Below are 21,760 nucleotides of genomic sequence, written 5' to 3' on the forward strand. Positions count from 1 at the left end.
GACGCGTTCGGCGCCCGTGCACCGCGCCCGGACGCCGAACGCGGCAGCGTGCGTTTGACCGCGCGCACGCGACGACCGCCGTTGGGGCTGGGTGCTGCGCCCGGCGCTGTCGGTGGACCGGACCGGCACGAGTTCGTGCCACCTCCGCCTGGTCGGCACCGGCCCGGACCCGTCGGACGTCCGGGTGCGCATCACGGCCCTGCTGGTGTGCACCTCGCTCGACTCCGACCGCTCGGTCCCGCTCCCCGACGACGTCCGCACCGCGATGCGGGACTGGCCGGCTCCCGACCCGAACCGTTGATGGCGGAGCGCGGCGGTCGGCGGCCCGTTGTGCTCCCCCGCGCTCCCCCGGGCGCCCTCACCGCGCGGTCCCACTTGCACCTTGACGCAACCGTTGGACGGGCATCCTCACGGCAGCGTGCTCTACTGCCGCAGCACCACCCCTGCCCTTCCGTTGCACGAAGGAGACCGTGTTCATGTCGCACTCCCCGACATCCGACGGCACGTCACCCGCTCCCGCGAACGCCGCGCCGCCCGCCGCCGACCGCTCGCTGGTGGGCCGCCGGTGGGTACTGGCGGGCCTCGCCGCGGCGGCCCCGGCCGTGCTCGCGGCCTGCGGCAGCCGCAAGAGTGCCGCCGCCTCCCTCGGCACGCACGGCGCCGGGAAGCCCACCCCCGGGAACTCCACGATGATCATGATCATTCGACACGGAGAGAAGCCCGACAAGCACCACCCCGGCATCGACGAACACGGCCACGAGGACCACAAGTCGCTCACCCGGCGCGGCTGGGACCGGGCCGATGCGCTGCCCAAGCTCTTCGACCCGCCCGCGGGAAAGCCGCTCCCGGCCGGCCTCCAACGTCCGCGCACGATCTACGCCGCGACCGACCAGGGGCCCAACGCCGGCGCGCACCGAATGCGTCAGACCGTCACCCCGCTCGCCCACCACATGGGCCTGCCGCTCGACCTCGACTTCGCCGAGTCCGAGGAGGGCAACCTCGCGAAGGCCGCGCTCGGCGCCACCGGGCCGGTCCTGATCTGCTGGGAGCACAGCCGCATCCCCGACATCGTCTCCGCGCTGGGCGCGTCCGACAGCGGCGTCCCCCACGCCTGGCCCGACCGCTTCGACCTGGTGTGGGTCTTCACCCACACCGCCGGGACCTGGGCGTTCCATCAGGTCAACCAGCACCTGCTGCCCGGCGACGCCTGACGGGCCGCGCACACCTCGGGGTGACCTTCCGCGCCGATCAACCCACGGGTGGACACGAACGTTCCCCCTACGCTCCGATGCCGGTGCCCGCGCGCGGTGCTGCAATGAGGAGGTGACAGCGACGGCGGCGGGCCTTCCGCCGCCCCCTCAGCACCGACTCACGGGGAGCCCGACATGACAGACCATCTCTCACTCTCACTCTCACTCTCACTCTCACTCTCGCTCCGCGTACGCCTGTCCCGGCGAGGGCGGAGGGCGCCGAGGGCCGGTCCCGGCCCCGGCGTCGGAGTCGCGGGGGTCAGCCGAGGGCCCGGTCGAGGTTGAACGCCGCGCTGATCAGGGCGAGATGGGTGAACGCCTGGGGGAAGTTGCCGATCTGCTCCCCGGTGTGGCCGATTTCCTCGGCGAACAGACCGAGGTGGTTGGCGTAGGTGAGCATCTTCTCGAACGCGAGCCGGGCCTCGTCGACCCGGCCGGCCCGGGAGAGCGCCTCCACATACCAGAACGAGCAGATCGAGAAGGTGCCCTCTTCGCCGCGGAGCCCGTCGGGGCTGTGCCGGGGGTCGTAGCGGTAGACGAGGGAGTCGGAGACGAGTTCATCGCCGAGCGCGTCCAGGGTGGACAGCCACTTCGGATCGGTCGGCGAGATGAATTTGGCCAGCGGCATCATCAGTACCGAGGCGTCCAGCACGTCGGCGCCCTCGTGTTGGACGAACGCCTGCCGCTCGGTGGACCAACCGCGCTGCATGATGCGCTGGTAGATCGCGTCGCGGGCGCCGGACCAGCGGAGCATGTCCGCCGGCAGCCCGCGGTGGTGGGCGATCCGCATGGCTCGTTCGATGGCCACCCAGCACATCAGCTGGGAGTACAGGAAGTTCTGGATCTTGCCGCGCGTCTCCCAGATGCCTTCGTCGGGCTGGTCCCAGTTGTTGCACACCCAGTCCACCAGGCCGCAGACGGTGTCCCAGTGGTCGCTGGAGAGCGGTTGTCCCCATTTGTCGTAGAGGTAGAGGGAGTCGATGAGTGCACCGTAGATGTCGAGTTGGAGCTGGTCGACGGCGGCGTTGCCGATGCGCACCGGAGCCGATCCCAAATGGCCCTCAAGGTGCGGGAGTTCGGCCTCGGGGAGTTCGCTGCGGCCGTCGATGCCGTACATGATCTGGAGCGGGCCGCGCGCGCAGTCCTGCAGGCAGATCTTCGTGGACAGGAAGTGCACGAAGGACTTCGCCTCGTCGGTGAAGCCGAGGCGGAGCAGGGCGTAGATGCAGAAGGCGGCGTCCCGGACCCAGGCGTAGCGGTAGTCCCAGTTGCGCTCGCCGCCGATCTGCTCGGGCAGGCTGGTGGTGGGCGCGGCGACGATGGCACCGGTCGGTGCGTAGGTGAGCAGTTTGAGGGTGAGCGCCGAGCGGTGCACCATCTCCCGCCAGCGTCCGCGGTAGCGGGAGTGGGCGAGCCAGCTGCGCCAGTAGCGCACGGTGGCGCCGAAGAGTTGCTCGGCCTCCCGCACGGCGCAGAAGCGGGGCTCGACGCCGTCGCCGATCCGGTCGAGTGCGAAGACGGCGGCCTCGCCCTCGGCGAGTGTGAAGGAGGCGCGGGCGTCGGGTCCGTCCGGTACGACGGGCACGCTGGCGGTCAGGGCCAGGGAGAGGTCACGGGACTCGAAGACCGTCACGCCGTTGTGGTGGGTGTGGACGGTGTGGTCCTGCCGGCCGTAGTCGAAGCGGGGGGCCACCCGGACGGAGAAGGGGAGGGAGCCTCGGACGCACAGCACCCGGCGGATCAGCCGGTGCCGGTCGGCCTCGCGGGAGTCGCCGACGATCGGCATGAAGTCCTGGACCTCGCCGACGCCGTGGTCCGCGAAGAACCGGGTGATGAGGATGTTGGTGTCGGGGAAGTAGAACTGCTTGGTGCGGGCCGGCACGTCCGGGGCGAGTTCGAAGGCCCCGCCGCGCTCGGCGTCGAGGATCGCGGCGAAGACGCTCGGGGCGTCGAAGCGGGTGCAGCAGTACCAGTCGATGGTGCCGTTGGTACCGACGAGGGCGGCGGTGCGCATGTCGCCGATCAGACCGTGTTCGGCGATCGGGACGTAGCGGGGGGCGTCGGCCCTGCTGGGGCGGAGGCTCTCAGTGGGTGCCGCCGTGGGTCCCGTGGACGTCGTCATCGATCCTCCCCTGCGCTGGGGGACGAGCAGGAGCAAGTGGATTCAGGCTACCTCCGGGGCACCACGCACCGCCCGTCCGCCCGTCAGCCCGTCCGGCAGCGGCCGGTGCCCGGGCCGGGCCGCGGACCGGCCCGGAAGCAGGTCCGGGGGGCCGGCCCGGGGGCCACGGCGGCCGAGCCCTGGCCAAGGCCGTAAGAGAGCCGCAAATTCCGTTCGCGGCCCGCCCTGCGCCGCTGGCCGAGGCCCTAGATTCGGTGCCGGCCAGGAGACGGTCACGGACGGCGGACGCGCAGGTCAAGGGCCGTCTGATGGCGCATGCACAGCTCCCCGTCCGGCGTCTTTGCGGCCTCCTCCCCGTGCCCGTCGTCCAGAAAGCACTCGCATGCCTGCTGCCCCGTCCCGTGTTCCCACCATCCCGCAGCCCGAGCCGGTGCCCGGCCCGGGCGCGGACCCCGCCCGGGCCGGGCACGGGGGCGGCGGCCGCAGGGGGCGGCGACGGCGGGCGTCGGCCGGACTGTTCGATCCGCGGGTGCTGCTGACGGCCCTGCCGGAGGCCCTGCGCAAGCTGCATCCGCGGGCCCTGGCCGCGAATCCGGTGCTCTTCGTCGTGGCGTGCGGCTCGCTGCTGACGACGCTGTCCGCGGTTCTGGAGCCGTCCGTGTTCAGCTGGGTGATCAGTGGCTGGCTGTGGCTGACGGTCCTGTTCGCACAGCTCGCGGAGGCGGTCGCGGAGGGCCGGGGCCGGGCCCAGGCGGCGTCGCTGCGGCGGGCCCGGACGGACCTCACGGCCCGACGGCTGCGGGACAACTGGCGGGTCGGCGTCCACCTCGACAGCGCCGTCACCGAGACGGTGCCGGCGTCCGACCTCCGGCCGTTCGACTTCGTGCTGGTGGCCGCCGGCGAGACGGTCCCCGCGGACGGCGAGGTCGTCGAGGGGGTGGCGAGCATCGACGAGTCCGCGGTGACCGGGGAGTCGGCGCCGGTGCTCCGGGAGGCCGGCGGGGACCGGTCCGGTGTGACGGGCGGGACGACGGTGCTGTCGGACCGGATCGTCGTCCGGATCACCTCGCGGGCCGGGCACTCGTTCCTGGACCGGATGATCGCGTTGGTGGAGGGGGCGGCGCGGCAGCGCACGCCGAACGAGATCGCGCTGCACATCCTGCTGGCGGCGCTGACCATCATCTTCCTCCTGGTGGTCGTCACGCTGCAGCCGATGGCGACGTACGCGGGCGCCGCCCAGCAGACGGCGGTGCTGGTGGCGTTGCTGGTGACGCTGATCCCGACGACCATCGGGGCGTTGTTGTCGGCGATCGGGATCGCCGGGATGGACCGCCTGGTGCAGCGCAACGTGGTGGCGATGTCCGGTCGTGCGGTGGAGGCCGCGGGGGACATCAACACGCTGCTGCTCGACAAGACCGGGACCATCACCCTCGGTCACCGGGAGGCGGTGGCGTTCGTGCCGCTGCCGGGGCTGGACGAGCTGGCGCTGGCCGATGCCGCCGCGTTGTCGTCGCTGGCGGACCAGACCCCGGAGGGACGTTCCGTGGTGGCCCTGGCCCGGGCGAAGTACGGACTGCGGGCGCCGGACGAGGGGGAGCTGTCGTTCGTCCGGTACGTGGCGTTCAGTGCGCGGACGCGGATGAGCGGGGTGGACCTGCGGTGGTCGGACGGGTCCGGGGCGGCAGGATCCGGACCAGCGGGATCCGGATCGACGCGGGCGGCCGGCGGGCCGTCCGGTGCTGCGGCCGGGCCCGAACGACCGTCGGAGTATCCGGGCGAGGTGGTGCTCCGCAAGGGGGCGGCGGCCCAGATCGTCGAATGGGTGGCGCAGCGGGGCGGTGAAGTGCCGCCGGAGGCACGGCTGTTCAGCGATGCGATCAGCGCGTCCGGCGGGACGCCGCTGCTGGTGGCGGTGGAGGACCGGCGGGGCCCGCGGGTGTTGGGGGTGGTACACCTGAAGGACGTGGTGAAGGAGGGGATCCGGGAGCGGTTCGCCGAGCTGCGCCGGATGGGCATCCGAACGGTGATGGTCACGGGCGACAACCCACTGACGGCCGCCGCGATCGCCCACGAGGCGGGGGTGGACGACTACCTGGCGGAGGCCACGCCGGAGGAGAAACTCGGCCTGATCACCCGCGAGCAGGCGGGCGGCCGGCTGGTGGCCATGACGGGCGACGGGACGAACGACGCTCCGGCACTGGCACAGGCCGACGTCGGGGTGGCGATGAACACCGGCACCTCCGCCGCGAAGGAGGCCGGCAACATGGTCGACCTCGACTCCAACCCGACCAAGCTGATCGAAATCGTCGAGGTGGGCAAGCAACTCCTCATCACCCGCGGGGCGTTGACGACGTTCTCGATCACCAATGACGTCGCCAAGTACTTCGCGATCATTCCGGCGATGTTCACGGGGGTGTATCCAGGGCTGTCCGCGCTGAACGTGATGGAGTTGCACAGTCCGACGTCGGCGATCACCTCGGCGATCATCTTCAACGCGCTGGTGATCGTGGCGCTGATCCCGTTGGCGCTGCGCGGGGTGCGCTACCGGCCGGCGTCGGCACACGACCTGTTGCGCCGTAACCTGGCGTTCTTCGGGTTGGGCGGACTGGTGGCACCGTTCGTCGGCATCAAGCTGATCGATCTGGTGATTTCAGGGATCCCGGGACTGGGGTGACGGCGGCGCGACGGTCGGCTTGTCTTCTAACCTCCGACGCTGTCGCGCTCGGTGATGCTCTCCGGTCGTCTGGTCGGTTTGCCGACGTCGTAGCGGGTTGTGGGGCGGTGCTTCTTCGAGCCCAATGGTGTTCCTGGTCCGGTCCTCCCGGGAGTCCTCCACAACCAGGAAGAGAACGCTGCCGTTCGTGGAACCGGCTCCGAGACAGTTCCACGAACGGCAGCGTTGGGACCTCCCACCCGCCATCGGTGCGGTGACCTGCGGTCTCAGGAGTCAGAACAGGCTTTCAGCGGCCGAACCGTGACTGCAACTGCTCAGGGAGACGTTCGCCCTGGATCCGGATGTTGGCCGCGGCCTCTTCGATCCGATGCAGGTCGCCGGTTGTCAGCTCGACGTCGAGTGCGCCCAGGTTCTCTTCTAGGCGGTGCGGCTTGGTGGTGCCGGGGATCGGCACGAACCACGGCTTCTGCGCCAGCACCCAGGCGAGAGCGATCTGGGCCGGCGTGGCTCCTTTGTCGTCGGCGATCTGCTGCAGCAGGTCGACCAGTACCCGGTTGGCTTGCCGTGCTTCAGGGCTGAAGCGCGGAAGCAGGCGGCGGAGGTCGTTGTCGGCCAGCGACGTGCTGGAATCGATCTTGCCGGTCAAAAATCCTTTGCCGAGCGGGCTGTAGGGCACCAGACCGATGCCCAGTTCCTCCAAGGTCGGAATGATTTCGGTTTCGTGCTCGCGCATCCAGAGCGAGTACTCGCTTTGCAGTGCCGTTACCGGCTGCACGGCGTGGGCGCGACGAATCGTCGCGGCACCGGCCTCGGACAAGCCGAAGTGCTTTACCTTGCCTTCGGCGATCAGCTCCTTGACCGTGCCGGCCACGTCTTCAATGGGCACGTTGGGATCGACGCGGTGTTGGTAGAGCAGGTCGATGCTTTCGGTTTGAAGACGCTTGAGCGAGGCCTCGGTCACTCGGCGGATCTGCTCGGGTCTGCTGTCGACCCCGGACATCGGGGTCGGCCCATGCTCGCCGTGCTTGATTCCAAACTTGGTGGCGATCACCACCTGGTCGCGGACCGGTGCCAGCGCCTGACCGACCAGGTCCTCATTGGTAAACGGGCCGTAGACTTCGGCGGTGTCGAAGAACGTCACACCGTGGTCAACGGCCGCCCGTAGCAGCTTCGTCATCTCGGCTGTGTCTTGTGGCTGACCGTAGAAGAAACTCATGCCCATGCAGCCGAGCCCGAGAGCCGAGACTTCGAGGTCTTGCCCTAGTTTGCGTTGTTGCATTAGAGGTGCTCCTGGGATATCGATCGCCTGGCTCCCGCTTATTTCGCGTTCAGCCGGTATCCGGCGTAGAAGTTAGACAGCCTTCCGGGACGCCGGCGAAACCCTGGCGATACAGGCATGCCCTCAACGCTATGGCCTTAGAGTGCACTCCAAGCAAGCGGAACAGGTAAGAGGCGTTTTCTCCCGTTGCTTCATCCCGAATTCTTGTCATTCAACGACCGGTCTTGGCCTCCGTGGTTTCGTGTCGACTTTGTGATGGGCGGGGCGGCTGTATGCCTCGCCGGTCGCGAGGACGCGGCCCACGTCGTGACGGGCGGCCGGACGGCGGTTCTTCGAACCAAGTGGCCTTCCCGGTCCGGGCGTTGAGGGTTTCGGTGCCCTGGCTGGAGAGTCGGTCTTCGTGCGCGGGTTTCTGAACCCCCGTCGGACGCGAGCGGGGGAAAGCCTGTGCGGTTCGGTCGGTCTCTCCGAGGGCCTGCGGAGGTCGGTGGCCAGTGGCCGAGCGAGCCGGAAGCTCGGCGTCGGCGGCGATCACCAGCCATGTCCGTCGGTCGGCCGCATCCGCACTGCGAAGCCGGGGCTTGGTCCAGCCGAGTGTCTGCTTGAGCAGCCGAAACGTGTGCTCCAGGTCGAAACGCCGGAGGAAGGACTACCCGCAGTGGTCGACGTCAGCCGCACTGGCCCTGGTGCCCGACCACCACAGCCAGAATCGAATACGGCCAGCCGGGCGCCATCTGGTGTTTGCCCTCACCCCGGCCGCATGTGTGGCAGAAGGCCCGGTCAGGGCAGGTGCTGGCGTCCGGCCGCTGCCACGGCGAGACATCTGCGGGCACGATCCGACCGTCCGAAGCCCTCGGCAACGGCGTCGCCACCAGAGCGCGACGCAGCCGGGCGACGTCGATCTGCCCCTGGTTGAGGCCGCCGTAGAGGGCGCCGTGCCCGCGGCGGTGTTCCGGAGCGAGCACCAGGTCGACGAGCGTCCGCACCGGCCCGGCCGTGCACAACACGGCGTCGCATGATGCGAACAGCGCGTCGCACCTCGCGGTCAGACACGCGTACAACTCCGTCCGGAACTGTCTCTGGACTGGTCTCGGCATGACGGTCTGTGGCGTTCCGGTGTTTACCCAGCTCAGAATTCGAACCGAGGGGTTGGGGTGACGAGCATGGGCCGCCGGCCACGTGCGCACAAGGGCAACGCCATGGCCCAAGCCGTCGGTCGGACGTTAATGTTGCCGCCCATGGGCGCAGTGGTCGTCACCGTCATGGCAGGATTCGCCGGGTACCTCGTCACCTATCTCAACAACCTGCGGCTGACGCAGCGACAGGAACGGCTGGCGCGGGTGAACCGCCAACTCTCCGAGTTCTACGGGCCGCTTCTCGCACTGGTCGAGGTCAACAGCCGTCTTTACCACGCGTTCAGCGAGAAACACCCCCGCCCCGAAGGACGCGAGCCACTGTCCCACCGGGACGAGCAGGTCGAATGGCGGCTGTGGATCACCACCGTCTTCCTGCCCACCCACCGCGCCATCCGCGACCTCGTCAACACCAAAGCGGATCTGATGGACGAGGCCGACATGCCGCCCCTGCTGTTGGAGGTCTACGCGCACGCAGCCTGGCACGAACTGTCCGCCGCGAAATGGGAAGCCGGGGACCTGACCATCGAGCACCCACCCCGCGCGTTCCCGGCGACCGCGATACGCGCCTACGCCCGCGAGAACTTCGCACGACTCAAGTCCGAGCAGGCAGCCCTCCTCGGACGGCGACTCAGGCAAGGCAGGCGCACGGTCACTCGGCGTCGCTAGGGCCTGTCCGGCGGATCACGTGGTCACTAGGCTGCGGCGATGGAACGCGTAACCGACGTGCCCGAGAATCTCGCCCGGTCTGCAGCACCGGCCCAGGTGAATGACTACGACAGCTTTGCCGAGGCGTACTCGGCGGAGAACGAGAACAACCTCGTGAACGCGTACTACGAGCGGCCGGCGATGGTAGCCCTCGCCGGCGACGTGGCCGACCGCCGGATCCTGGACGCTGGCTGCGGGTCGGGCACCCTGTCCGCTGCACTGCGCGATCGCGGTGCCGTCGTCACCGGTATCGACGCCAGCGCCGGCATGCTGTCGCTGGCAAAGCAGCGGCTGGGTGACGACGCGGCCCTGCACTTGGTCGACCTGCGCGACCGCCTGCCGTTTGCCGACGGTGCGTTCGACGACGTGGTGGCGTCGCTGGTGCTGCACTACCTGGAGGACTGGGGGCCGACGCTGGCCGAGTTGCGGCGGGTACTCAAACCCGGCGGCCGACTGATCGCGTCGGTGGACCACCCCTTCGTGGCTTACACGATCCAGGATCCCCGACCCGACTACTTCGCGAACACCAGCTACACCTTCGACTGGACGTTCAACGGGCAGTCCGCGCCGATGAAGTTCTGGCGCAAGCCACTGCACACGATGACCGATGCCTTCACCACAGCCGGCTTCCGCCTTTCCGCCATCAGCGAGCCGCAGCCCGACCCGGCCGCCCGTGAGCTGTTCCCCGACGCCTTCCATGACCTTTCGACCAAAACCTGTTTCCTGTTCTTCGTCGTCGAGGTACCGCTGTCGGCTGCGGGCTCGGACGAGCAGCCGGTCGGCGGATCATGACCGGGGTCAGAGCCGGATCGAGGCGACGGTGACGGTGCCATGACCGGGGTGAGCTGCAGGGCGTCGCTCCACTGGCCCGAAGTGATCAGCAGCGCCGAGGGACGGCGTCCACCCTCACCTGCGAGGTGGATCTTGCAGGTCAGGCCGCCCCGGGAGCGACCGAGTCCCCCGTCGCGGCGGTGCTGCGGGGGTGTACGTCTTTCCCCGGCACTCGTGGCGACTTCCCACAGACCTCGGCGGCGTGATGACGGGCCCGGCAGGAGGCCGAATCCATGCTCACCATCGACCGGCCGATCCGGCCTTCCGCATCGGCGTCGGTCAGGACTGCCGCCAAGCCCCTGTCCCACGCGCCGTCCGCCGACCAGCGTCTGTGCCGTTCGTACACCGTCCTCCACGGACCGAAACGCGCAGGTAGATCCCGCCACGGCACCCCCGTGCGCAGTCGGAACGGGATTCCCTCGACGACCCTGCGGTGGTCGGCCCAACAGCCGTCGCGCCAACCGGACTTCGGTAGATGCGGCTTCAGCCGGGCCCACTCCTCATGTGCTGAATCTCCCCGCCCCATGCTCATATGCCAACGCCCCCGAGCCGCAACGGTCACCTGATCCGCCGCACAGGCCCTCGCTACGTCCACGTGGGGCCTCCACGCCCCCTCGCAGCGCCCGAGTACTTCGACACTCCCACCGCAAGCACCCAGGGGGTGTCACAACTCGGCGATACCACTCCCCCGACACGACCGGGTGCTGCCGTCGCTGACTCACAGACAGGCGCTGTACTGGTCACGCGCACGGCCAGCCGTCGTGGTGGGGCGAGAAGTGGGCAAGCTTGACGGCCCGGTGATCTCTGAGTGGCGCTGCTGACCGTCAGTGCCGAGTGGAGAAGTCGCGGTGGGCCTCGCGGGAGGCAGGTTGCTGCTCAAAACCCGCGATCGAAGACAGGCACTCAGCCGACATGGACCCGGGGTCGGCGGCTGCGGTCTGGTTCGGCCTCGCGGAGCACTTCTCGGGTGACGGGGGCGACCTCCCCCTGGCCGAAGAGGAAGAAGCGCAGGAACTGCGCGAAGGGGTTGCCCTCGGTCCACTCGAAGTAGATGTGCGGGCGCTGTTTGGTGGTGTCGCGGACGTGCAGCAGCAGGGCGGCCAGGGCGTTGGAGACGGCGGCGCTCTCCAGGCAGAGCACGCGGTAGCGGTCGTGCATGACGTAGCCGCGCACGTGGAGTTCGCTTTCGAATTCGGACGGGTCCTTGATGGTGACCTCGACGAACACCAGGTCGTCCTCCGGCGGGATGTCGTTGTCGGCGCGGATCTGCTGGGCCTTGTCCCGGTATTCGGCGTAGTCGCGCCGGTCGGGTTCGTTGGCGATGAAGCGGATGCGGCGCTGGGCGATGTCGCGGACGAAGCGGGCGGCGGTGTCGTCGAGGATCACTTCGCTGACGCGCAGTTCGAAGGCGCGGGCGAGCCGTGAACCGAACGAGATCAGGATGATGCCGGCGATGAAACAGGCACCGATCTTCACCCCGTCCGGCCGCTCGATGACGTTGGTGACCGTGGTGTAGAGGAAGACCACCGCGATCACCGCGAATCCGATGGTCCAGGCATGCTGCTCGGCGCGCCGGGCGGCGATCGTCACCGCGATCGCCGCGGAGCTGATGAGGACGAGGACGCCGGTGGCGTAGGCGCTGCCCTGCGCGTCGACGTTGGCGTCGAAGATCCAGGTGACCAGGAAGGCGACGGCCGTGAAGACCAGCACCATCGGCCGGACCGCGCGGGCCCAGTGCGGCGCCATGCCGTAGCGCGGGAGGTACTGCGGCATCAGGTTCAGCAGGCCGGCCATGGCGGAGGCGCCGGCGAACCAGAGGATGGCGATGGTCGAGACGTCGTAGACGGTGCCGAAGGCGGAGCCGAGATATTGGTGCGCGAGGTACGCGAGGGCCCGGCCGTTGGCGGGTCCGCCGGGTTGGAACGCGGCGGCGGGGATGAGGAGGGTGGTCACGAAGCTGGTGATGATCAGGAAGACGCTCATGATGACGGCGGCGGTGGTGAGCAGCTTCTTGGCGCCCCGGATCCGTCCGGTGGGGCGTTCTTCCGTGTCGTCGGGGTCGCCCTCGATGTGGGGCATGACCGCGACGCCGGTCTCGAATCCGGAGAGGCCGAGGGCGAGTTTCGGGAAGACGACGAGAGCCACCGCGATCATGGCCGGAATGCTGCCGTGTTGGACGGTCAAGGCCCGCGTCCAGTCGGTGACCACGTGCCCGGTGGTGACCACGTGCCAGATCGCGACGGCCGCGACGACCGCGTTGAGGGCCAGGTAGACGCCGACGAGGACGAAGGCCACCCCGATCGCTTCGAGGAACCCCTTGAGGAAGACGGCACCGAGCAGCGCGACCAGGATCAACGTGACGACCATCTGGCGGCCCTGGAGCGCGCTGTGGACGTGCGGGTTCTCGACGAGGTGGGTGGCGGCGTCGGCGGCGGACAGGGTGATGGTGATCAGGAAGTCGGTGGCGGCGAAGCCGAGCAGGGTGAGGACGAACAGCTTGCCCTTCCAGAAGGACAGCAGCCGTTCCAGCATCGCGATCGAACCCTGCCCGTGCGGGCTCTCCGTGGCGACGCGGCGGTACACGGGCAGGGCGCCGGCGAGGGTGACCAGGACGAGGACGAGGGTCGCCACGGGTGAGAGCAGACCGGCGGCGAGGGCGGCGATGCCGGGCTGGTAGCCGAGGGTGGAGAAGTAGTCGACGCCGGTCAGGCACATCACCCGCCACCAGCGTTGTCCGTGGTGGCCGGTCTCCTGTGTGGCGCGCTGGTGCTTGCCCATGTCGGCGACCCCTTGCAGCATCCAGGCGCGCAGGCGGTGCCTCGCCCTGGGCCCGGAGCCAGCACCGGTGGGGGTGGGGGCGGCCATCGTGAGCTCCTGTCGTACACCGAAAGGATCCGGCCAGTGTTGCGGCGGCGGATTCAGCGTACGCACTTCCGTGCCCCGGGCCGCGGCGCTCGCGGTCTCGGTGGGCTCGTGTCTCCGGTGGCCCGGTGTCCACGGTCGTGTCGGCACCGGACCGCCGCAACGTTCCGGACGCACGGCACCCGCTCAAACGCCGACGACCCGAAGACCACCAATTCGATGGAACCGACTCGCTCTTCGCCCCGGTCCGCCGCGGAGTCCTTGGAGGATCGCGGGACGAGGAGGGGTCCTGGCCGAAAGGGATGCGGGAGGCGGAATGGCAGGGTCATGGCTGCGGGGCGGGGCGGCGGCGGCCGCGGTGTGCGGGGCGGTGTGCGGGGCGGTGCTGGCCGCCGTTCCGTCGACGACGGCGACGGCGATGGCGGGCCGGCCGGTGCCGGACACCCGCATCGTCGGCGGGGGGAACGCGGACGTGCGGGACGTGCCGTGGCAGGTGTCGCTGCGCAACCGCGGGGGCCACATCTGCGGCGGTTCGATCGTCCGCTCCGATGCGGTGGTGACCGCGGCCCACTGCACCGTGGGGGCGCCACCGGGGTCACTGAGCGTCCGGGCGGGCAGCGCCGCCCGTGGTTCGGGCGGGCAGGTGGTCCGGGTGGCACGGGTGTTGCGGCACCCGAAGTACGACGCCGCCACGATCGACTATGACGTGGCGGTGCTGGTCCTGGCGTCCCCGCTCCGGTTCGGTGACGGGGTGCGGGCGGTCCCGTTGGTGCCGGCGGGCAGCGAGCCCTCGGCGGGCACCCCGGCGACGGTCACCGGTTGGGGCGCGACCCGGGACGGCGGCGCGTTGCCGGAGCGGCTGCGGCGGGTCGACGTGCCCAAGCTCAGCGACGCCTACTGCAAGGGCGCCTACGGACCGTCCTCGATCACCCCGCGGATGACGTGCTACGGCTACCAGGAGGGCCGCAAGGACGCCTGCCAGGGCGACAGCGGAGGGCCGCTGGTGGTGGACGGGCGCCTGGCGGGCATCGCGTCGTGGGGCTCGGGGTGCGCCGCGCCGGGGCACCCGGGGGTCTACACCAAGGTCAGCGATCCGGCGATCCACGACTACATCACGCAGTCGTAGCGCGGCCCCGGCGCCTATGCTGACGCGGTGTTCGCACCCGAAGGCCCCACGTTCCGTGAGCTCGCCGTCCAGGCACTGTCGTCCGTCGAGCGGGGCTACGACCTGCTCGCCCCGAAGTTCGACCGGACGCCGTTCCGGACGCCGGAGGTGGTGCTGGAGCCGGTGGTCCGGGAGTTGCGCGAGTTGGGCCCGTTCGCCGGCGGACTGGACCTGTGCTGCGGTACGGGCGCGGGGATGGAGGTCCTGCGGCGGGTGTGCCGGGAGCGGGTGACCGGCGTCGACATCAGTGCGGGCATGCTCGCGGTCGGACGGGCGCGCGCGCCGGAGGCGGAACGGGACGGGACGGGACCGCGCCTGGAGTGGGTGCGGGCGGACGCGCGGGCGCTGCCGTTCGGCCCGGCCTTCGACCTCGTGGTGAGCTTCGGGGCGTTCGGGCACTTCCTGCCGCGGGCGCGACCGGGGTTGTTCGCCCAGGTCGGCTCGGTGCTGCGGCCCGGCGGCCGGTTCGTGTTCCCGGTGCTGGCGCCCGCCCGGCCGGGCTCGCCGCTGTACTGGGCGCTGTGGGGTTTCGACGCGGCGATGCGGGTCCGCAACGCGCTGTGGCGGCCGCCGTTCGTCATGTACTACCGAGGCTTCCGCCTGGCCGAGGTGCGGGCCGAGTTGGTGCGGGCCGGGTTCGCGGTGGAGTTGCGGGCGCTGCCGGAACTGGGCCGCCGGCCGGACGGCAGTCCCCGGTGCCGCCTGGTGGTGGCGACGCGGGTGGATGCACCGGCCGACTGAGCGGTGGCGGGGCCCCTCCGTGCCCGACTGGGCGCGCCGGTGGCCGGCCGCAGGGGACGTCCACGCTGCGGGCGGCGGGCGGCGGGCGGCGGGCGGCGGCATGAAGGAAACGTGTACATACTCAATTGTGACTGTTGCGTGGGTAACCTTTGGTCAACTCCTGGGCTGGGTAGGGTTGTTCGCATGTCGCAGAACGACGTCGCACCGTTGCCGGAGGTCGCCGATCATGCGCCACGCCACCTGGTCACGTTTGTGTCGTTGAGTCCTTCGTGAGCTCATATCCGGACCCCTCGTTCACCGGCGCGGCCACCTGTGACCTGTGCCATTACCGCCGTCCCGCCACCGACGCGCCCCCCGTGGCGGTGCGCCAGCCGGCCGGTCCGCAACGGCGTCAGGTGCGGTTGTGCGCACCGTGCGGTGAGGACCGCCCCGGCCGACGGCGTCGCGAGCTGATCGAGGAGGACTTCAGCTGGCAGGCGATGTCCCGTCGGGCCCACGACCTGACGGACGCGTACACCGCGGGTCGCTGGCTGCCCTACGAGGACGAACACCGCTGGGCGCTGGGCCTGGCCCGCACGTACTGGACGCGGGCGGCGCTGGAGGCCGCGTTGGGCGACCCCAACCCCTACCTCCGGGCCGGCCGGCTGGTCCGGGTGGTGGAGCCGCTCCCCCGCGTCCTCGCCGTCGTGGGCCCCGGAGACCGCGCGCTACGGCCGGTCCAGGCGCTGCTCGACACCCTCGCCGTACGGTCCGCCCGGTCCTGACGCACCGCGTCGACCGCGCCGCGCCTGTGCTGAACGCGCCGCGCGGGCACACCGCCGACCTGCGCCATGCGGCGGACCAACCGACCGCGCCGGTGCGCCGGGCGGCACGCCCCGGCCCGGCTTGCGACGATGGGAATCCGCCGGTCACCGGACGTCCCCCACCGCACGGAGCCGCCATGTCCGCCAGCACCGATCTGCTCGTCGACGCCTTCGGCCGGATCCGTGAGGTCGTCGAGGAGGTGGTGGACGGCCTCGGCCCCGAGGAACTCGACAGCCGCCCCGACGGACGGGCCAATTCCATCGCCTGGCTGGTCTGGCACCTCACCCGGGTCCAGGACGACCACGTCGCCGGGGTGGCCGGCACCGAACAGATCTGGACCGCCGACGAGTGGTACGAGGCGTTCGGGCTGCCGTTCCCCGATGCCGACATCGGCTACGGGCACTCCCGGAAGGACGTCGCGAAGGTCCGGGGCCTGAGCGCCGAGCTGCTGACGGGCTATCACGCCGCCGTGTACGAGAGCACCGCGCGGTTCCTCGCCACGCTCGCCGTGAAGGACCTCGGCCGGGTCGTCGACCGGGGTTGGTCGCCGCCGGTCACCTTGGGCGTCCGGCTGGTCAGCGTGATCTCGGACGACCTGCAGCACGCGGGTCAGGCCGCCTACGTGCGGGGCCTGTTGGGTCGGAGGTGACCAGGAGGCCCAGCGGCACGGGTCAGCGCTCCTGGGCGGTGGGCCGGACCATGATTTCGTTGACGGCCACCCGGGCCGGTTGGGTGACCATGAAGGCGATGGCGCGGGCGACGTCGTCGGCGTGCAGCCAGGCGTCCCGGGGCAGGCCGTGGGCCGACGCGGCCTGACCGCCGAGGGTCATCTCGGTGGTGGTCATGCCGGGTTCGACCAGTCCGACGCGGACGCCGCGACCGGTCACCTCCTGGCGCAGGGACTCGCTGAAGGAGCACACCGCGTGCTTGGTGGCGGAGTAGACGCTGTTGTCCTTGCGGGGCACTCGGCCGGCGACGGAGCTGACGGTGACCAGGTCGGCGACCCCGCGCGGGCCGGACCCGGCCGCGCGCAGCAGGTGCGGGAGCGCGGCGTGCGACATCCGTAGGACGGCCCTGAGGTTGAGGTCGACCATCCGGTCCCAGTCGTCGGGGTCGCCGTCCTCGACGGCGGCGCGGGCGCCGTAGCCGGCGTTGTTGACCAGTACGTCCAGGCGACCGAGGCGTTCCACGGTCCGTTCGACGGCCTGCCGGGTCTGTTCCCCGTCGCTGAGGTCGGCGGCCAGGGCGACGGCCGGGCCGCCGCCCTGCGCGGCGATCGTCTCCGTCAACGCGTGCAGGCGGTCGGCCCGACGGGCGATCAGGGCGAGGGAGCAGCCCTCGCGGGCCAGTGCCAGTGCGGTGGCGGCGCCGATGCCGCTGGAGGCGCCGGTCACCAGGGCGACGCTGCCGGTGAGCGCCGTGCTGGTGCCGTGATCCGCGGTCGTCGGAGTGTCGGTGCTGCCCGTGGCCATGATGGTCTCGCGCTCCTCGTCGTCGGTGCTGCCCCGTGTCGGTCGCGGAACGTTTACCCCTCAGGGCCTCGGAAGCATCACCGTTCCCTCGCGTTCCGCAGCGTCGCGGGCCTGTCGGATCGGCGGCCCGAAGACTGGCCGTGGCACGGTGCGGGTGCCCGAACAGCGGGTATCACCCGGGGGAATCCGCTTCTCACGCTCTCAGGAGCCGCTCATGAAGCACACCCATCCCCTGCCCGGTGACATCGGGCTCACCCAGATATCCGGTGTCACCGGCCGGTTGATCCGCTTCGGCCAGTGGATCAACGGAGACGGCTTCGCCGACTACGAACACGCTTTCCTGGTACTGCCCGGTGACCGGTTGTTGGAGGCCGAGCCGGGCGGCGCCCGCATCCGGCAGCTCACCGACTACGACGGTTCCGACGTGCTGTACGTGTGCCCGGAGCGGCTCACCGAGCAGCAGCGCGAGGGCGTCTGCGCGGCCGCCGACCGGTACGTGGGCGTGCCGTACAGCTTCCTCGACTACGCGGCGATCGCAACCCACCGCTTCCACCTGCCCGTTCCGGGCTTGCGCCGCTACGTGGCCAGCACCCGGCACATGATCTGCTCCCAGCTCGTCGACCAGTGCTACCAGGACGCGGGCGTCCACCTCTTCGCGGACGGCCGCTGGCCCGGCTACGTGACGCCGATGGCCCTGTACACCCTGCTGGCCAGCTGAGGCGGGCGGCACGGGCGGCCCGGCGCGCGGTGACGGCCGGGGTCGTGCGGTGCCGTCGCCCTGCGGGGTGCGGGCGTGCCGGCCGGAGCGGCGGCACGCCCGCGGGACCGCTCAGGTGCCGGGCTTGCGCCCGTAGACGTAGACGTCGTCGCCGTTGTGCAGCAGCGACCAGTACTTCTTCGCGTCGTTGGTGCGCATGTTGACGCAGCCGTGCGAGCCGGGGGCGGACCAGACGCTGCCGCTGATGGCGTGGAACGCCTCACCGCCGTCGAAGAACTGGCTGTACGGCATGGGCGTGTGGTAAATCGTCGACACGTGGTTCAGGTGCCGCCAGTACACGCGCTTGAGGCCGGTGCGGGTCGCGCCGCCCTTGCGGCCGGTGCGGACGGGTACCGGGCCGTACACCAGCCGCCGGCCGTCCTGGATCCAGCTGATCTGCCGGGTCAGGTCGACGCAGGCGATCCGGCCCTTGTTGGTGGGGCACTTGTGGGCGCTGTTCGGGTTGCGGCCGGCGGCCCGCTGCTTGGCCACCACCTGCATCACGCTCCAGGTGACCGGGCCGGCGTAGCCGTAGTTCGGGGTGATGCCGTGGCTGTTCTGGAAGGCCCGGATGGCGCGGCAGTCGGACGTCGACTGCCGACCGTCGACCTTGAGTCCGAGGAACCGCTCGGCCTGGCTCTGGTAGGGGCCGCGGAGTCCGTAGCAGCCCGAGCCGGCGGCTTGGGCGGGCGAGCTCAGGGCGACCGTCAGCGGGAGGGTGAGGGAGGTCAGGGCGAGCGCTGCGCCCGCTCGCCGGCCGAGGGCGCCGGCCGCGGGTCTGCTGAGTCGGAAGGGTATGCGTCGCTTCATGTCCGGTAGGACTCCCGACTCCGCACGGTGGTTGCGGTCGGGGGCGGGCGGCAGCACCTTACGCGCCAAGGAATCCGGTGGGTCGGGAGCCGGGGATTCCACTCACGGTGCGGCTTCGTCCGTCGCGGTGCGGGGAGTTGATGACCGATATCCAACGCCGTTCGAGGTCCGGAACGTGCCGTGGCGCGCCGGATCGGAGAAACGGGTGACTGGCACCCTTCGCGGTGGACCAGGTGAAGTGCCGTGTTTCCTCCCGAGTCGCGCCAGTCATGGGGATACGGGGCTGATCTCCGGAACGGTGCCCGTGCAAGGGTTCGTTGACGCCGCGGAAGCGTGCCGCCTAGAGTCCGCACGATCACCAGGATGCGATACGAGCGTTCCACCATGTGGAACACCTCGTGGGAGGCGCGCGTTTCGCACCCGTTCGACCGGCGGCGGAAGTGAGGGGCGAGATGCACGAGGCCGAGGCGATGGGTCCTATTTCGGCGGCCACGGACCGCTTCGTGGAGACCGTCGCGGCACTCGCCGACGCGGACGTCGGTGGCACGACGCTGGTGCCGCCGTGGACCCGCGGCCATGTGATCACCCATGTGGCGCGTGCCACCGACAGCCTCTGCCGGCTGCTCACCTGGGCCCGTACCGGAGTGGAGACCCCGCAGTACGCGAGCATGGACGCCCGGGCCGCGGAGATCGAGGCCGGCGCCCGGCGCCCGGTCCGCGAACTGGTCGCCGACCTCCTGGCGAGCGCCGAGCGCTTCGACCACGCCGTACGGGTCCTGCCCGACGCGGCCTGGGGCTACGAGGTCCGCATGCGCACCGGTGAACTGCGCACACCGGCCGCCCTCCTGCCCACCCGACTGCGCGAACTCGAAGTGCACCACGTCGACTTGGCCGCCGGCTACGCCTTCGCCGACGTGCCGCCGGAGGCCGCCCGCTGGATCATCGACGACCTCTTCGCGGCACAGCGGCGACGCACCGGCATCGCGCCCCTGCGGATCGCGGCGTCCGACAGTGACCTGGCCCTGGAACTGGGCGTCGGCGGACCGACCGTGACGGGCCCTCAGGTCGAGCTCCTCGGCTGGCTGACCGGCCGCACCACCGGCGCCGGCCTGTCGTCGTCCGAGCCCGGCCCGGTCCCCCGGGCGCCGTACTGGATCTGACCGCCGCCGTCGACGTCACCGGCGGGCGCCGCCCCGCCGGCGTGGCTGCCGGTGACAGGGGGAGAGGGGATGCGCCCGGGCGCCCGTCACTGGCCCACCCGGCCGTCGATGCATTCGCGCAGCAGGTCGGCCTGGCCGCAGTGCCGGGCGTACTCCTCGATCCGGTGGACCAGCAGCTCGCGGATCGCGAACTTGTCCTTCCCCACCCGCTCGCCCAGGTCCGGGTGCGCGGCCAGCGCCGCGTCGGTCGCGGCCTGCTCGCGCTCCAGGTCGACGTAGGCGGCGTCGACCACGCCCGGTTCGCCGACGGCCCCGTCGAAGTCCCCGTCGCGCACGCCGTACAGCTTCGGCAGCGGGTCGCCCTCGCCGAGCCAACCGCGCCAGTCCCGTTCCACCTCGGCGAGGTGGCGGACCAGGCCGAGCAGCGACAGCGTCGACGGCGGGACCGAACGCCGGGCCAGTTGCTCCGGGTCCAGGCCCTCGCACTTCATCCGAAGGGTCATCCGATAGTTCGTCAGGAAGTCCTGGAGGGTGGCGAGTTCGCCGTCCGGGACGGGGCCGCCGTTGTCGCGGGGATCGTCGTCGGGGTCGGCCCACATGTCCGGGTACACGGCCGCCTGGGTCCATCGTGCGGGTTGGTCGGTCATGCACGGCATGGTGGCCCGGGGCGGCCCGGGTTGGCCACCGAGTTCTCGTGCCGAGGCGGCGTCGGCACCGGCAGGCCGCACACCGGCGGAACGCGCCGTACTGGAGCGCGGCGAAGCCGCCCACCACGACGCCCTGCAACGGAATCCACACCGTGCCCGCGGTGCTGGCGTCGAACCAGAGGGCCGGCGCGACGAGGCTCGACACGGCCCAGACCACGTTGACCAGCACCACCAGCCGCACGGCGAGGGCGGGTTGCCGCGCCCACACCGAGAGCACTCCCACCGCCACCCCGTACGCCGTCAGGAACGCTCCGAGCCCGGCCAGCAGGCCCGGATCCACACCGATCAGGCGGCCCACCGGACCGGGGGGCGAGGAGGTAGGCCAACCCGTTGGCCCCGGTGACGACCGCGTCGAGCGCCAGGAAGCGGCGCAGCCAGGTGGCGGGACCGGTCGTCGTGGGGGCGCCCTGCGTCGCGGCGAGCTTGACCGAGGTCATGACATCACTCCTTGGTGAACTATCCGTCTGTGGCCGGAATGCGCGGTTGTGGTGGCCCTCGTCGTCTGAACTGGGTCACGCACCTGCGACGGCAAGCCTGCCGGCCACGGCGCACCGGATCGATTACCGGAGAGGTAATGCCGAGGTCATCGACGATCCGCGGCGAAGGCGTCGCCGCCCACGCGGGAGGATTGCTACCGTGGTGGGGCGGACGGCGCGGATGCATTCCTCCGCGCCCGCAGGTCAGGTGGAGGATCCGATGAGCAGTTCCGGTCGGTCGTGGACGGTCGACGGCATCTCCCACGCCCTGCCGCACTCCGAGTTGCGGGCGACGTTCATGCGGGAGATCGGCTTCACCGACGTCCGCGAGCTACCGGCCGTCCTGAACCGTTGGGTGAAGTTCATCGAGACCTTCGAAGCCGACCGCGAGCGGGTCGAGCACCTGCGCACGTCGTTCTGCGGGGCCGGGAACCTCCCCTCCACCTACCGTGCGGGGCTGATCGACGTGAGCGCCGAGGAGTTGCGTTCCGCCGCCGGCGAGAGCGGTGCGCACGGGTGGGGCGCCGCGTGACCTACCGGCTCCACCTCGACCCCGCCCTCCACGCCACCTACAAGTCCCTCCCGGACGAGGCACGTCAGGACCTTTCGGTGCTCCTACTGGACGCGCTGGTCGACCCGCCCTCGTACTCCGAGCCCTACGGGACCGACGACGGGGTGATGCGGACCATCGCCCGCAGCCACGTCGCCGGCGTCATCCTCATCGGCGACACCGAGATCACGCTCGTCCAACTCACCTACGCGGGCTGAGGGACCGGCGTGGCGACGGGCTGACGGGCTGGTCCGCGCCG

Annotated in this window: 19 protein-coding genes and 3 pseudogenes; 13 read left to right on the forward strand and 9 right to left on the reverse strand. The window is 70.7% G+C overall.

The features are described 5' to 3' along the window. The first annotated feature begins 91 nt into the window (after positions 1–91). Together ACLJT4_RS14665 and ACLJT4_RS14670 are read left to right on the forward strand one after the other, a co-directional pair. A complete protein-coding gene (locus ACLJT4_RS14665; protein ID WP_411122745.1) occupies positions 92–301 on the forward strand; it encodes a hypothetical protein in 210 nt (69 codons plus the stop codon). Positions 302–476: 175 nt separating this feature from the next. Further along, on the forward strand, positions 477–1,211 hold the full coding sequence (locus tag ACLJT4_RS14670) for a hypothetical protein (RefSeq protein WP_411122746.1): 735 nt from the start codon (positions 477–479) through the stop codon (positions 1,209–1,211). A 298-nt stretch (positions 1,212–1,509) separates the two neighbouring features. Here ACLJT4_RS14670 and ACLJT4_RS14675 read toward each other — a convergent pair whose 3' ends face one another. After that, positions 1,510–3,372 carry a glycoside hydrolase family 15 protein gene (locus ACLJT4_RS14675; protein WP_411122747.1) on the reverse strand — a complete coding sequence of 621 codons (1,863 nt, stop codon included), beginning with the start codon at positions 3,370–3,372 and terminating at the stop codon, positions 1,510–1,512. 382 nt (positions 3,373–3,754) lie between these two features. On the opposite strand from ACLJT4_RS14675, the gene kdpB reads away from it, so the two are divergent. After that, the gene (gene kdpB, locus ACLJT4_RS14680) at positions 3,755–6,046 is read left to right on the forward strand and encodes a potassium-transporting ATPase subunit KdpB (protein ID WP_411122748.1); all 2,292 of its coding nucleotides are present in this window, start codon (positions 3,755–3,757) and stop codon (positions 6,044–6,046) included. 286 nt (positions 6,047–6,332) lie between these two features. Here kdpB and ACLJT4_RS14685 read toward each other — a convergent pair whose 3' ends face one another. Then, on the reverse strand, positions 6,333–7,325 hold the full coding sequence (locus tag ACLJT4_RS14685; protein ID WP_411122749.1) for an aldo/keto reductase: 993 nt from the start codon (positions 7,323–7,325) through the stop codon (positions 6,333–6,335). 207 nt (positions 7,326–7,532) lie between these two features. Beyond that, a pseudogene (locus ACLJT4_RS14690) lies at positions 7,533–8,422 on the reverse strand (transposase). Positions 8,423–8,563: 141 nt separating this feature from the next. Here ACLJT4_RS14690 and ACLJT4_RS14695 point away from each other — a divergent pair. Beyond that, complete coding sequence (locus ACLJT4_RS14695; RefSeq protein WP_411122750.1) at positions 8,564–9,127, forward strand: hypothetical protein; 564 nt, start codon at positions 8,564–8,566, stop codon at positions 9,125–9,127. 39 nt (positions 9,128–9,166) lie between these two features. After that, entirely contained in the window at positions 9,167–9,958 is a 792-nt protein-coding gene (locus ACLJT4_RS14700) for a class I SAM-dependent methyltransferase (RefSeq protein ID WP_411122751.1), read from the forward strand. Here ACLJT4_RS14700 and ACLJT4_RS14705 read toward each other — a convergent pair. Together ACLJT4_RS14705 and ACLJT4_RS14710 are read right to left on the reverse strand one after the other, a co-directional pair. Beyond that, positions 9,886–10,529: pseudogene (locus ACLJT4_RS14705) on the reverse strand (IS5 family transposase); the annotation flags it as partial. The gene ACLJT4_RS14700 and the pseudogene ACLJT4_RS14705 sit on opposite strands and share 73 nt — an antisense overlap. A 371-nt stretch (positions 10,530–10,900) precedes the next feature. Further along, positions 10,901–12,862, reverse strand: coding sequence for an amino acid transporter (locus ACLJT4_RS14710; RefSeq protein ID WP_411122752.1), 1,962 nt, complete (start codon positions 12,860–12,862; stop codon positions 10,901–10,903). Positions 12,863–13,175: 313 nt separating this feature from the next. On the opposite strand from ACLJT4_RS14710, the gene ACLJT4_RS14715 reads away from it, so the two are divergent. From ACLJT4_RS14715 to ACLJT4_RS14730, 4 genes are all read left to right on the forward strand, one after another. After that, entirely contained in the window at positions 13,176–13,985 is an 810-nt protein-coding gene (locus tag ACLJT4_RS14715) for a serine protease (protein WP_411122753.1), read from the forward strand. A 27-nt stretch (positions 13,986–14,012) separates the two neighbouring features. Further along, the gene (locus ACLJT4_RS14720) at positions 14,013–14,765 is read left to right on the forward strand and encodes a class I SAM-dependent methyltransferase (RefSeq protein ID WP_411122754.1); all 753 of its coding nucleotides are present in this window, start codon (positions 14,013–14,015) and stop codon (positions 14,763–14,765) included. Between the two features lie 269 nt (positions 14,766–15,034). Beyond that, the gene (locus tag ACLJT4_RS14725) at positions 15,035–15,529 is read left to right on the forward strand and encodes a hypothetical protein (protein WP_411122755.1); all 495 of its coding nucleotides are present in this window, start codon (positions 15,035–15,037) and stop codon (positions 15,527–15,529) included. Between the two features lie 176 nt (positions 15,530–15,705). Then, the gene (locus ACLJT4_RS14730; RefSeq protein WP_411122756.1) at positions 15,706–16,218 is read left to right on the forward strand and encodes a mycothiol transferase; all 513 of its coding nucleotides are present in this window, start codon (positions 15,706–15,708) and stop codon (positions 16,216–16,218) included. A 22-nt stretch (positions 16,219–16,240) separates the two neighbouring features. On the opposite strand, the gene ACLJT4_RS14735 is transcribed toward ACLJT4_RS14730, so the two are convergent. After that, entirely contained in the window at positions 16,241–17,041 is an 801-nt protein-coding gene (locus tag ACLJT4_RS14735; RefSeq protein ID WP_411122757.1) for an SDR family oxidoreductase, read from the reverse strand. 214 nt (positions 17,042–17,255) lie between these two features. On the opposite strand from ACLJT4_RS14735, the gene ACLJT4_RS14740 reads away from it, so the two are divergent. Continuing rightward, positions 17,256–17,759, forward strand: coding sequence for a hypothetical protein (locus ACLJT4_RS14740; protein WP_411122758.1), 504 nt, complete (start codon positions 17,256–17,258; stop codon positions 17,757–17,759). Positions 17,760–17,870: 111 nt separating this feature from the next. On the opposite strand, the gene ACLJT4_RS14745 is transcribed toward ACLJT4_RS14740, so the two are convergent. Further along, the gene (locus tag ACLJT4_RS14745) at positions 17,871–18,608 is read right to left on the reverse strand and encodes a L,D-transpeptidase family protein (protein ID WP_411122759.1); all 738 of its coding nucleotides are present in this window, start codon (positions 18,606–18,608) and stop codon (positions 17,871–17,873) included. A 452-nt stretch (positions 18,609–19,060) separates the two neighbouring features. Here ACLJT4_RS14745 and ACLJT4_RS14750 point away from each other — a divergent pair, with 452 nt between their 5' ends. Continuing rightward, the gene (locus ACLJT4_RS14750; protein ID WP_411122760.1) at positions 19,061–19,768 is read left to right on the forward strand and encodes a maleylpyruvate isomerase family mycothiol-dependent enzyme; all 708 of its coding nucleotides are present in this window, start codon (positions 19,061–19,063) and stop codon (positions 19,766–19,768) included. An 86-nt stretch (positions 19,769–19,854) separates the two neighbouring features. Here ACLJT4_RS14750 and ACLJT4_RS14755 read toward each other — a convergent pair whose 3' ends face one another. Further along, positions 19,855–20,424 carry a DUF664 domain-containing protein gene (locus ACLJT4_RS14755; protein WP_411122761.1) on the reverse strand — a complete coding sequence of 190 codons (570 nt, stop codon included), beginning with the start codon at positions 20,422–20,424 and terminating at the stop codon, positions 19,855–19,857. A 76-nt stretch (positions 20,425–20,500) separates the two neighbouring features. Then, positions 20,501–20,912, reverse strand: a pseudogene (locus ACLJT4_RS14760) (hypothetical protein); the annotation flags it as partial. Positions 20,913–21,171: 259 nt separating this feature from the next. On the opposite strand from ACLJT4_RS14760, the gene ACLJT4_RS14765 reads away from it, so the two are divergent. Beyond that, positions 21,172–21,483 carry a hypothetical protein gene (locus tag ACLJT4_RS14765; RefSeq protein ID WP_275466649.1) on the forward strand — a complete coding sequence of 104 codons (312 nt, stop codon included), beginning with the start codon at positions 21,172–21,174 and terminating at the stop codon, positions 21,481–21,483. Further along, on the forward strand, positions 21,480–21,719 hold the full coding sequence (locus ACLJT4_RS14770; RefSeq protein WP_037634704.1) for a hypothetical protein: 240 nt from the start codon (positions 21,480–21,482) through the stop codon (positions 21,717–21,719). The genes ACLJT4_RS14765 and ACLJT4_RS14770 overlap by 4 nt, the downstream gene beginning before the upstream one ends. Positions 21,720–21,760 lie beyond the last annotated feature (41 nt).

Origin of the sequence: Streptomyces sp. x-19, from assembly GCF_046549115.1 — a bacterium.
Classification (GTDB): Bacteria; Actinomycetota; Actinomycetes; order Streptomycetales; family Streptomycetaceae; genus Streptomyces; species Streptomyces albulus_C.

What these genes read in the sequence shown, in the direction of transcription:
- ACLJT4_RS14670 (WP_411122746.1), top strand. Translation starts at nt 477, where the DNA reads ATGTCGCACTCCCCGACATCCGACGGCACGTCACCCGCTCCCGCGAAC.
- ACLJT4_RS14675 (WP_411122747.1), bottom strand. Translation starts at nt 3,372, where the DNA reads ATGACGACGTCCACGGGACCCACGGCGGCACCCACTGAGAGCCTCCGC.
- kdpB (WP_411122748.1), top strand. Translation starts at nt 3,755, where the DNA reads ATGCCTGCTGCCCCGTCCCGTGTTCCCACCATCCCGCAGCCCGAGCCG.
- ACLJT4_RS14685 (WP_411122749.1), bottom strand. Translation starts at nt 7,325, where the DNA reads ATGCAACAACGCAAACTAGGGCAAGACCTCGAAGTCTCGGCTCTCGGG.
- ACLJT4_RS14695 (WP_411122750.1), top strand. Translation starts at nt 8,564, where the DNA reads ATGGGCGCAGTGGTCGTCACCGTCATGGCAGGATTCGCCGGGTACCTC.
- ACLJT4_RS14700 (WP_411122751.1), top strand. Translation starts at nt 9,167, where the DNA reads ATGGAACGCGTAACCGACGTGCCCGAGAATCTCGCCCGGTCTGCAGCA.
- ACLJT4_RS14710 (WP_411122752.1), bottom strand. Translation starts at nt 12,862, where the DNA reads ATGGCCGCCCCCACCCCCACCGGTGCTGGCTCCGGGCCCAGGGCGAGG.
- ACLJT4_RS14715 (WP_411122753.1), top strand. Translation starts at nt 13,176, where the DNA reads ATGGCAGGGTCATGGCTGCGGGGCGGGGCGGCGGCGGCCGCGGTGTGC.
- ACLJT4_RS14730 (WP_411122756.1), top strand. Translation starts at nt 15,706, where the DNA reads ATGTCCGCCAGCACCGATCTGCTCGTCGACGCCTTCGGCCGGATCCGT.
- ACLJT4_RS14735 (WP_411122757.1), bottom strand. Translation starts at nt 17,041, where the DNA reads ATGGCCACGGGCAGCACCGACACTCCGACGACCGCGGATCACGGCACC.
- ACLJT4_RS14740 (WP_411122758.1), top strand. Translation starts at nt 17,256, where the DNA reads ATGAAGCACACCCATCCCCTGCCCGGTGACATCGGGCTCACCCAGATA.
- ACLJT4_RS14745 (WP_411122759.1), bottom strand. Translation starts at nt 18,608, where the DNA reads ATGAAGCGACGCATACCCTTCCGACTCAGCAGACCCGCGGCCGGCGCC.
- ACLJT4_RS14750 (WP_411122760.1), top strand. Translation starts at nt 19,061, where the DNA reads ATGCACGAGGCCGAGGCGATGGGTCCTATTTCGGCGGCCACGGACCGC.
- ACLJT4_RS14755 (WP_411122761.1), bottom strand. Translation starts at nt 20,424, where the DNA reads ATGCCGTGCATGACCGACCAACCCGCACGATGGACCCAGGCGGCCGTG.
- ACLJT4_RS14765 (WP_275466649.1), top strand. Translation starts at nt 21,172, where the DNA reads ATGAGCAGTTCCGGTCGGTCGTGGACGGTCGACGGCATCTCCCACGCC.